This window comes from Chloroflexota bacterium, assembly GCA_026389585.1.
Lineage (GTDB): Bacteria > Chloroflexota > Dehalococcoidia > UBA2247 > RBG-13-53-26 > JAPLHP01.
The window spans coordinates 1-10492 of record JAPLHP010000097.1; the positions used below are offsets into that span (position 1 = coordinate 1).

10 protein-coding genes are annotated in these 10492 nt (G+C 55.3%); 6 read left to right on the plus strand and 4 right to left on the minus strand.

Annotated elements, in window-relative coordinates:
• Positions 1–162 precede the first annotated feature (162 nt).
• Complete coding sequence (locus NTZ04_09020) at positions 163–966, minus strand: SDR family oxidoreductase (protein ID MCX5992444.1); 804 nt, start codon at positions 964–966, stop codon at positions 163–165.
• 636 nt (positions 967–1602) lie between these two features.
• Between NTZ04_09020 and NTZ04_09025 the strand changes: the two genes are divergently transcribed.
• Entirely contained in the window at positions 1603–3888 is a 2286-nt protein-coding gene (locus NTZ04_09025; GenBank protein MCX5992445.1) for a molybdopterin-dependent oxidoreductase, read from the plus strand.
• 408 nt (positions 3889–4296) lie between these two features.
• Here NTZ04_09025 and NTZ04_09030 read toward each other — a convergent pair whose 3' ends face one another.
• Positions 4297–4512, minus strand: a complete 216-nt coding sequence (locus tag NTZ04_09030) for a dodecin family protein (protein MCX5992446.1) — start codon at positions 4510–4512, stop codon at positions 4297–4299.
• Positions 4513–4836: 324 nt separating this feature from the next.
• On the opposite strand from NTZ04_09030, the gene NTZ04_09035 reads away from it, so the two are divergent.
• Genes NTZ04_09035 through NTZ04_09045 form a run of 3 tightly spaced genes read left to right on the plus strand, consistent with a single transcriptional unit; the run spans position 4837 to position 6731 of the window.
• A complete protein-coding gene (locus NTZ04_09035) occupies positions 4837–5031 on the plus strand; it encodes a PLDc N-terminal domain-containing protein (GenBank protein MCX5992447.1) in 195 nt (64 codons plus the stop codon).
• 6 nt (positions 5032–5037) lie between these two features.
• Positions 5038–5979: an ABC transporter ATP-binding protein gene (locus NTZ04_09040; protein MCX5992448.1), complete on the plus strand. Its 942-nt coding sequence runs from the start codon at positions 5038–5040 to the stop codon at positions 5977–5979.
• Positions 5979–6731 carry an ABC transporter permease gene (locus tag NTZ04_09045; protein MCX5992449.1) on the plus strand — a complete coding sequence of 251 codons (753 nt, stop codon included), beginning with the start codon at positions 5979–5981 and terminating at the stop codon, positions 6729–6731. Before NTZ04_09040 ends, NTZ04_09045 begins: the two co-directional genes overlap by 1 nt.
• A 228-nt stretch (positions 6732–6959) precedes the next feature.
• On the opposite strand, the gene NTZ04_09050 is transcribed toward NTZ04_09045, so the two are convergent.
• Both NTZ04_09050 and NTZ04_09055 read right to left on the minus strand, forming a co-directional pair.
• Positions 6960–7103, minus strand: a complete 144-nt coding sequence (locus NTZ04_09050) for a DUF5679 domain-containing protein (protein MCX5992450.1) — start codon at positions 7101–7103, stop codon at positions 6960–6962.
• Positions 7104–7261: 158 nt separating this feature from the next.
• Positions 7262–7831 carry a flavin reductase family protein gene (locus NTZ04_09055; GenBank protein MCX5992451.1) on the minus strand — a complete coding sequence of 190 codons (570 nt, stop codon included), beginning with the start codon at positions 7829–7831 and terminating at the stop codon, positions 7262–7264.
• Positions 7832–8317: 486 nt separating this feature from the next.
• On the opposite strand from NTZ04_09055, the gene NTZ04_09060 reads away from it, so the two are divergent.
• Together NTZ04_09060 and NTZ04_09065 are read left to right on the plus strand one after the other, a co-directional pair.
• Positions 8318–9589: a CoA transferase gene (locus tag NTZ04_09060; GenBank protein ID MCX5992452.1), complete on the plus strand. Its 1272-nt coding sequence runs from the start codon at positions 8318–8320 to the stop codon at positions 9587–9589.
• A 29-nt stretch (positions 9590–9618) separates the two neighbouring features.
• The coding region (locus tag NTZ04_09065; GenBank protein ID MCX5992453.1) for a CoA transferase at positions 9619–10492 on the plus strand (874 nt) is incomplete at its 3' end.

Here is a 10492-nt window from a genome sequence, read left to right on the forward strand (position 1 = left end):
GACTGGATTCCCGCTTTCGCGGGAATGACATTGGCCTCCCTACTGAGATTGCTTCGTCGGTGCGCTCCTCGCAAAGACACGGGGGGCAATATGTCACCCTGAGCGAAGGCGAAGGGTCTCTTCGCCCGCGAAGCGAATGACACCTATTCTTGCAAGTGGGCGCTAGCTCAGCAGGTATCCCCCGTCCACCATGAGCATGGTGCCGGTGATGTAGTCCGCGGCTGCGCTGGCGAAGAAGAGCACCACCTTGGCAATATCATCAGGCTCTCCCGGCCGGCCCAGGGGCATGCGGCTCATGAACTTGTTGAAGAGTTCCTCGACACTCTTCCCCGAGGCTTCCCGCGCTACTCTGGTTTTTTCCGTGCCGGGGGTCCAGACGCTGCCCGGGGCCACCGCATTGACCAGGATCCCGTGAGTGCCCCATTCCAGAGCCAGCGCCTTGGTGAGGGAAAGGACTCCGCCCTTGGAGGCATTGTAGTGAGATACCTCACCCATGGGATGCACCGCGTCTATCGAGGCTAAATTGATGATCTTTCCTCCGTGCTTGGCCTTTATCATCTCACGGGCGGCGGCCTGACAATAGAAGAAGACTCCTTTGAGGTTAATATCAATAGTCCTATCCCATAGTTCCTCGGTCGTATCCACCGCCATGGACATCGGATAGATGCCGGCATTATTGACCAGGATATCAAGACTGCCGAAGGCCTCCACCGTGGCCTGCATCACTTTTGTGGCGTCAGCTATGCTGCGGGTATCAGCCCGGATGGCCTCGGCTTTGCGGCCTCTCTCTTTAATGCCCTGTGCCGTCTTGGTAGCCGCATCCAGGTCAATATCGGCAATCATCACACCGGCGCCTGCCTCCGAAAGGCGGTGGGCAATGGCTCTCCCGATGCCCATGCCAGCGCCAGTGACGATAGAGCCCTTCCCGCTCAGGTCGAAAATCTCTGCGATAGTCTTCTTTGCCATGTTTCATCCTCCGTTTCTCAAACTATTCATATTCAACTTCAACCCCCTGTAGTCCCCCAGTCTTGGGGGACATTGAAAGGGTATGGGGGATACCCCCAAGCCCCCGGCAAAGGGGCTTATGCCCCTCTGCACTTCCCAGTGCCAAGCAGTCTCTCATGTTCTTAATTGACTTTGAGGTTATCTATTAACTCTTTTGTAGTCCCCCAGTCTTGGGGGACATTTAAAGGGTATGGGGGACACCCCCAAGCCCCCGGCAAAAGGGCTATGCACTGCCCAGTTGTTAAACAGTCTCTCATATTGTTAATTGGCTTTATAGGTCAGTCCTTCATTGCCAAAAGAGAGACCGGAGACAAGAAGACCGGCTCCTCAGGGAGGTGACCGGCCATTGTTCATTTGAAAGGGCCCAAATTCTCAGGCAAGATAACTCCCGTCTCCCTACGGCATCCTGTAACCAGAATCTGATTTATCATAGGGCATTCCCCTTGGTAAATTCAACTATGAATCTGTGAGAAGGGGCTTCTGCCCCTCTGCACTGCCCGGTTGCTAAACAGTCTCTCAATCTGTGGCCCTATCGCAGGATTTTTCGACAGGACACACAGGGTATGGGGGGTTATAATATCAATACGAAAGGGACTTGTGGATATATCCCGAACACCTCAGGAAATAATTGGCGCACCCACGGGAGGTTCTATCCTGGATAATCGTCAGGAAGTGAAGAAGACCTGTTGCCAGTTTTGCAGCAATATGTGCGGCGTCCTGGTCACTGTTGAGGATGGCAGGGTGGTCAGCATCAAGGGGAACCCGGATCACCCCATGAGCCATGGCTTTGTCTGTGAGAGGGTTCGCATTGCACCGAAATGGCTCTATCACCCGGATCAGTTGATGTACCCTCTGAAGAGGAGAGGCCGTCGCGGTGAGGGGAAGTGGCAGAGGATCGGCTGGGATGAGGCGCTGGCAGAGATCGGGCAGAAGCTGCTCCAGTTGAAGCAGGAATATGGCCCCGAAACCCTGGGAGTCCTTGAAGGCACGTACCGGGGCAATGACTACTGGCCGCGGGGTCGCTTCCTGAGTCTCTTTGGCAATCCCCACAATATCTTTGCGCCAGGTATTATCTGCGGCATTAACGATATGGCCATAAACATGGCTGTCATGGGTGATGTGACTACTTATTCCATCGAGATGGCGCATTCAAAGTGTGTGGTGTACTGGGGCTCTGACCCTTCAGAATCAAGCCTGCGGAACTGGGCCGGCATTCTGAAGAAGAAACGTAAAGGCGACGTTAAGGTGATTGTGGTTGATCCCAGGCAGACCAGGACCGCCGAGATTGCCGATATATGGCTGCGGATAAGGCCGGGAACGGATACTGCCCTGGCTCTTGCATGGCTTAACGTCATTATCAATGAGGGACTGTATAACAAGGAATTCGTGGCCGAATGGACGGTTGGTTTTGAAAAGCTGAAGGATCGTGTGCAGGAGTATCCGCCGCAGCGGGTGGCCGAAATCACCGGCGTTCCGGCGGAGAAGATTGCGGAAGCAGCCAGGATGTATGCCACCAACGGGCCGGCCTCTATGCCGTACGGCGTGGCCATTGACCAGTTGGGGCTTAATGGCACCCGTGCAGAACAGTGCAAGATCATCATGCGTGCCGTCACCGGTAATCTGGGCGTTTTCGGAGGCCACTTGATCGCCCGTCCCGGGGAGCCCACAAATGGCGGCAAGTTCATCACTGAAGCGGAGCTTTCCATGATGCACCTGCTGTCGATGGATCAGCGGAAGAAGCAGATGGGCTATGATGTCTGCCGCCTGGTCACGCTCAACGGCTGGAGCCTGGTGGCGCCGCACCTGGAGAGGGTCTATGGTGTACCAGCTCCGGTCACTGTTCAGATACAGGCGCATACCACGATGCTCTGGCGGGCTATCCTTTCGGGCAAGCCTTATCCCGTCAAGGCGTTGATCGCCTGGGGCTCCAACCCGCTGGCCTGGGCTGGCAATACCAGACTGGTCTTTGAGGCGCTGAAGAGTGATAACCTGGAACTTCATGTGGTGCAGGAGCTGTTTATGACGCCCTCCGCCCAGTTGGCCGACTACGTGCTGCCGGCTGCCAGTTGGATGGAGAGGGACCTCTGCACCAATCAGATGGACTTCGGCAGCCTGCTCGTGAGTGGAGAGAAGGCAATAACACCCCTGGGGGAGCGGCGGGATATCTACGAGTTTTTCCGCGGCCTGGCCCTGGCCGTCGGCCAGAAGGAGCACTGGCCCTGGAGGACCACGGAGGAGGTGAGCAACTACCGGCTCAAGCCTGTGGGGTTGAGCTTCAGGGATGTCGTAAACCGCTGTGCCGTGTTTCCTGATACCTTTGATCTGCAGCCGTGGAAGAGGACGGGCTTCCCCACACCATCAGGCAAGATCGAACTTTACTCCAGCATCCTGGAGAAGCTGGGATATGACCCCCTGCCTTACTACGAGGAGCCTCCCGAGAGCCCGCTTCGGGTGCCTGAGGTAGCTAAAGAGTATCCGCTGACCCTGAACACCGGCGGCAACTACATGCCCATGTTCCATTCGGAGTTCATGCAGAAGGGCATTGGCGCACGCGAGAAACACCCCGACCCGCTGATGGATATACACCCGGACACTGCCCGAAAGCTGGGGATTGCCGAAGGCGATTGGGCCTATATTGAGACCCGCCGCGGCAGGATCAGGCAGAAGGCAAGGTTTAACCCCGGCATGCTGCCGAACGTGGTCAACTGCCAGGCGAGCTGGTGGTTCCCTGAAAAGCCAGCCTATGATCCTGATTTCAGCGGTGTCTTTGAGTCCAATGCCAACGTCCTCACTCTGGATGACCCTGAGTGGTGCGATGAGCTATCAGGTGGCTGGTGCGACCGCGCTCTTCTGTGCAAGGTCTACAAGGCCCAGGCACAGTAGAAGAATAGACAGCGTTCACAACCAGTGTCTGGTGGCACAAGGCAGCCGAGATTCTTCGCTGCGCTCAGAATGACACAATCGTAGCTCATGGCGACTTGGCTCATAGCTCATAGCAGAGATTGCTTCGCTTCGCTCGCAATGACACGGGGCCAAGCTGTCACCCTGATATTTAGGCTGTTTGCCACCCTGACTTCTATGCAATATGTCACCCTGAGCGAAGGCGAAGGGTCTCTTCCCATAAAGCGAATGACGCCTATTTCTGCAACCAGGCACCGGTTTGCCGAATTTGGCAAAACACCACCCTGGGTGAATACCCTGGTTTGTTCCAGATCACCCCGGGGCTCAAGCCCTTTGCAGCAGCAAACACCCAGCGTTTCCGCGGGTTCTATTGCCAAGGGCGTATAGCGGCTAGTCTTCCTTCTCGTACTTGAAGGAAACCTTGAGCTTCGTCCGATAGGCGCGGACCTTTCCGCCGTCGATCTGCAAGTCCATCTCGACAACCTCGGCAATGCGGAGGTCACGCAGTGACTTTGAAGCCATCTCCACAGCCATTGCAGCAGCCTTCTCCCAGGACTCGGTGCTGGTCCCGATGATCTCGATTATCTTGTATACACTCTCTGCCATCTTGCCCTCCTTTTATTTAATGGGGCCATCAATCAGCCCGCTGTTACTGGTGCCTCGTATCTTAAGGGATATGGTCACAATGTGTCAAGTGGTTTTGTGGTAGTTCTAGGATAATGACACCCAGTCAGAATGATGGCAGGGTGAGTTCTGGAGGGATATATCTATCCCCTGGTTCCCGTGCGGGCAGTTGCTATAAGAAGGCTGATTGCAGGCTGGGGAATCAAGATGCTACACTTTGGGCAAGAGGACACGGCAGATCGGCCTTCAGGTGGCGGAGTGGGGAACTGGTCGGGTTGAATTGATGGTGGTTTGGAGGAATTATCAATGGATGCTAATGAGTGGCTGCTCATTATCCCTCTGATCCTGGTTGAGATTGGGCTTATGGCCTTCGCTCTTTATGACCTGGTAAAGAGAAAGCGGGTGAAAGGGGGCAATAAGTGGGTATGGGGGGTTATCATTGTGGTGGTCAATATTATCGGCCCCATACTTTATTTTGTCATCGGCCGTGAAGAGGAGTAGTTCCCTTTGTCAGCGATAAGTTGTCAGGGTCTCACCAAACACTACGGCAGCACCATTGCTCTGGATAACCTCAGCCTGAACATTGAAGAGCGTGTCATCTTTGGCTTTCTTGGCCCCAATGGTGCAGGCAAGACAACGACCCTGAAGGTACTCACTGGTTTGAGCCGGCCGACCGGAGGCAGGGCCTGGGTGGCGGGTGAGGAAGTGGCCCACAATTCAATAGCACTCCGAAGCAAGGTGGGGTGCCTTCCTGAAGATCCTGCCTTCTATAACTGGATGACAGGCAAAGAATACCTCACCTTTGTAGGAGAAGTCTTTCGATTACCGTCAAAGGAAATCGGGGCGCGTTGTCAGGAGCTGCTGGAGCTGGTGGACCTGACAGGCGCTGCTTCGCGCCGCATTGGCGGCTACTCGCGCGGTATGAGACAGCGGCTGGGCATTGCTCAGGCCCTGATAAACAAACCGGTGGTGCTCTTCCTGGATGAACCCAGCTCTGCCCTTGATCCCATGGGCCGTGCTGAAGTGCTGAATACTCTCCTGCGACTCAAGGAACAGGCGACCACTATCTTTCTTTCCAGCCATATCCTGGCTGATGTGGAACGGGTTTGCGATGTGGTGGGCATTATCGATAAGGGTAGGCTTGTCGTGGAATCGGGGGTGGATGAACTGCGGCAGCGTTTTGCCCATTCACTTTTTGAGGTGGAGTTTGAGGAGATGGCCTCTCCTTTTGTGGCCATGCTGGAGCGGTTGCCCTGGGTGCAGAAAGTTGATGTAGCTGAGGGCAGCAATAGTTCCAGGTTCATTGTTCGGGCCCGCGATGTGGCCGCAGCCAAGCGCGAATTGCCGAGGCTGATAGCCGAGAGCGGGCTTACGCTCCGGCAGTACCAGTCGGTTCTGCCCACTCTGGAGGATGTCTTTATTGAGTTGGTGGGCAGAAAGGGAGATTGATGGCGGGGTTTGCCGTTTTATTGAGGAAGGAACTGAAGCAGCAAGTCAGGACCTACCGGTTTTTGATAGTAGCTGCCGTCTTCCTTTTCTTTGGCCTGGGGACCCCTCTGCTGCTCCATTACCTGCCCCGGCTTGTCCCGGCAGAGGACATGTTCAATATCACTATCCCCGAATTCACCGCCGTGGATGCGGTTCAGGAGTACCTGAGCAATTTTGGCCAGGTGGGGCTGTTGGCTGCCATCCTGGTGACTATGGGCATGGTGGCCAGAGAGAGAGAGTCGGGCACTGCGGCTATGATCCTCAGCAAGCCCGTGGGCCGCGGTGCTTTTGTGACTGCCAAGCTGGCTGCCCTGACGCTTGTCTTTACTGCAGGTATAGCTCTGGGCAGCCTTGGCTGCTATGCTTATACTCTGATCATCTTCGGCAACCCGGGCGGGTCGAATTTCCTTGTGGCTAACGTGGTGGCAGGGCTTTACCTGCTGGTTTGTCTGGCTGTGACCCTGATGTTCAGTTCGTTTTTCAGGAGCCAGTTGGCTGCAGGTGGACTGGCACTTGTTTTGCTTATTGTCATGGCATTGACTGCAGGACTCCCTGTTATGAAAGATTACAGCCCCGGTGCGCTTCTGAAATGGGCAAATGATATTGCTGCAGGGAGCGGGACACACCCTTGGGGAGCCCTGATAGTGAGCCTGCTAGTCATAGCGCTGACTCTCATCATCGGCTGGCGAGTCTTCAGGGGAAAAGAACTCTAGACTACTAGCAGCGTCAAGCAAAAACCCCACATGCAAGCCCTATATTGCTACAGAATCATAGCAGCGAAGCAACCTACAGAGTTCCCTCAGATCGCTTCGCTGCCCCTTTGGCTCGCCTTGACAAAGAAAATAATCAACCCCTGCGGAGAATCTGCGCTCACATTATGAAATTACGAAAGCAGAGCAACGATTCTCCGGATTGTGCAGGGCAAAGGATCGGATTGTGTCTTAGGCTTTCCCGATTCTGAATACCTTTGTCCCGCAGGACGGGCATGTGCCGCTCACAGCAGCCCGATTGTTCTTCAAAGTGACCTGTTTGGGTGCTTTGATCTCCACCTTCTTCTTGCACTTTACGCAATAGGCTTGGGGCATTCTTTCCCTCCTCCTTTATTTTGCTGGTGTCCTCCTAGCACTTTTGTGCTGGCATGGTACACTGTGCGAATGATATGCACATGACACATCAATTGTCAAGAGGGAAATGTGCATATGTGCATATTGCCCCCTGAGTAACAGCGCGAGGCTTGTCCCCATCAGACAAGTTCCTTGCCCGCACTGAATGCTTTGGCTATGACTTCTCCCAGAGCCTGATATCGTGCTGCCGGACTGGTGACATAGGTCAGCGGCTTAATCTTGGTGACGTCTGGTTTGCCACTGGTGAGGCAGCTCTCGGAAACGTGTGTTTCCTCGATTCTGCCGATAACCAGCGAATGGCTGTCGAGGTCCAGGATGTGTATGACCTTGCATTCCAGATTGACAGGACACTGCTCGATAAGAGGAGCGTTACCCAGCTTTCCGTAAAACACTTTGAAATGGCAGACTTCTGCTTTATTGGCTTTGGAGCCCGATACAATGCCGCAGTAGTCTGTCTCCTTCACCAGGTCAACGGAAGGTATATTGACAGAGAAGGTCATGTGCTGCCTGATGCCTTTGAGTGTATGATGCTGATGGCGTATGGCTGCTGAGATCATCGGTGGCTCGCCGTTGGCGATGCCACCCCAGGCAACTACCATGAAATTTGGCTTGCCATCGACATTTGCCCCCACCAGCATTGCGGGCATTGGGTAAACCAGCGTTTGAGGGCCCATCAGTGCCTTGCCCATAAATCATCCTCCTTTCTCATGATGTAACGTCCCGCAGGTGAAGCAGATTACCGATGAGTGGTTAAAGCGTTGAGACAGCCAATTCTAGCACGACCCTGTACCATCTGCATCCAGACCCTGGAATTCCCGCGTTAGCGGGGAGGACATGGAAAGAGAATCCGACTTCGGTGGCTGCAGCGAAGACCAGGGTGTGAGTGTGTGGGGTGGTGAGGCCAGTCTGACTTGACAGCGAAGGGTCTGCCTGCATAGAGTAGCCCTGACGAAAGGCTATGAAGATGAAGGCAGCGGTATTATACCACCCCAAAACACCATTGCAGGTGGAAGAGGTTATCGTGGGCGATCCACGGGATAATGAGGTGCTGCCGTGTGACCACCGGTGTCGGCAGTGTTATCAACAGGGCTGGACTGCGGGCAATCAGGCTGTGTCGCAACTCAGTCCGTAGTGTCGTATTATTTGAGCTGGCAAAAGAGGGCTGGAGGTGCTTTATGGCCAAGAGCAACACGCTGCTGGGCGGTTGTCGTGTTCTTGATCTGACTGATGAAAAAGGGCTTTTGTGCGGTAAGGTACTGGGGGACTTCGGGGCTGATGTCATCAAGGTAGAGACACCCGGGGGCGACTCCGCCCGGAACATCGGCCCTTTCTACAAGGACATCCCTGACCCGGAGAAGAGCCTCTTCTGGTTTGCGGCTAATACCAGCAAGAGGGGTATCACTCTGAACATTGAGACGCCCGACGGCAAGGACTTGTTTCAGAGATTGGTGAAAACTGCCGACATCGTGGTCGAGTCCTTCGAACCAGGCTACATGGATTACGTCGGGTTGGGGTACGCCGACCTCAAGAAGGTGAAGTCCGATATCATACTAACCTCGATCACCCCATTTGGCCAGACCGGCCCTTACGCCCACTATCAGGCCACCGATCTCATCGGCGCCGCCATGGGCGGCATGGCCCGGATCCTGGGCGACCTGGGACGCCCCCCGGTGCGCATGGGAGCCGATCCCCAGTCCTATTTCCACGCCGGTCTGCAAGGCGGGCTGGGCTCGATGATGGCTTACTATCACAAGGAGATGACCGGGGTGGGGCAGCACGTGGACGTCTCTATGCAGGATGCGGTGGAATTGACGCTGATGGTTGCCGTCGAGATCTACGACATACTCAAGGCGAACCTGGTAGGCCTGGGGCAGTTCTTCGTGTCGGTCAGGCCGCAGGCAGGCCCGCTTTTCACCCGCACCGTTGTCCCGTGCAAGGATGGCTATGTCACCCTCATGTTCGGTGGCGGGGCCTTTGCCGGATCATCGCAATCATCCAGGGCATTGGTGGACTGGGCCAACTCTGAGGGATACGCCCTGGAAATGAAGGACTTCGATTTCCCCACCATGTGGGATGCGGCCACCATAACTCAAGAGGAGAGCGACACCCGCAATTCTTACGTCGCTAAGTTTCTGATGACCAGGACCAAAGCGGAACTGTACGAAGAGGCAATCAAGAGGGGAATCCTGCTGGCCCCCTGCGCTACCTTCGAGGATGTCCTCAAGAACGCCCAGTTGGAGGCCCGGGGCTTCTGGGAGATGGTGGAGCACCCGGAATTGGGCGAGACAATAAAGTACCCCGGAGCGCCCGTCAAGATGAAAGAGACGCCGTGGAAGATTCACAGGCGGGCTCCTCTCATCGGAGAGCACAACGAGGAAGTCTACGGGAAGGAACTCGGTCTCTCCAAAGAGCAGGTGACTATACTCAAAGCGAACGGTGTCATCTGATCCCGGGGATCAGCTTAAAGGAGGATGAAATGGCAAAGCAGATATTTGAAGGGTTGAAGGTAGCTGATTTCAGTTGGGCGGCAGCCGGGCCTCAGGTCAGCCGCGAACTGGCCGAGCATGGAGCCACTGTGGTCGTCATCGAGAACCACCGGCACTTGAGCCCGCTGAGAACGTTTGCCCCATTCAAGGATGCCAGGCCGGGCATTGACCGCAGTGCGTTCTACGCAGAATACAACACCAACAAGCTATGCATAGCCCTGGATATCACGAAGCCCAGGGGCAAAGAGATAGCTCTGAAACTGGTCAAATGGGCCGATATTGTCTCTGAAAGCATGAGTCCGGGCACCATGGCCGACCTGGGACTGGACTACGAAAGCTGCCGCAAGGTGAACCCCGGAGTGATATACCTGAGCACTTGCCAGCAGGGAAGCAATGGCCCGCATCGCCTCTTCAAGGGAGTCGGCCACCATGTCAACGCCGTAAGCGGCTACTCCTCCACGACTGGCTGGCCGGACAGCGACCCTACGATGATATTCAGCGCCTATTCTGACTTCATTGCCCCGTGGTACTCACTGATCGCCATCATGGGAGCACTTCTGAAGCGGCGCAAGACAGGCAAGGGCATGTACATCGAGCAGTCCCAGATGGAATGTGGGGTCACCTTCCTGGGGCCTCACGTGCTGAACTGCGCGGTGAATGGAAGAGACATGAAGCGTCGCGGCAATCGTGACTTCTATATGAGTCCCCACGGCGTCTATCCCTGCCGCGGCGGCGACCGCTGGGTAGCCATTGCTGTGCAGAACGAGGAACAGTGGCAGTGTTTCTGCGACGTGATAGGCAATCCGGAGTGGACCAGAGACCCCAAGTTCACCACCATCCTCAACCGAAAACAGAACGAGGATG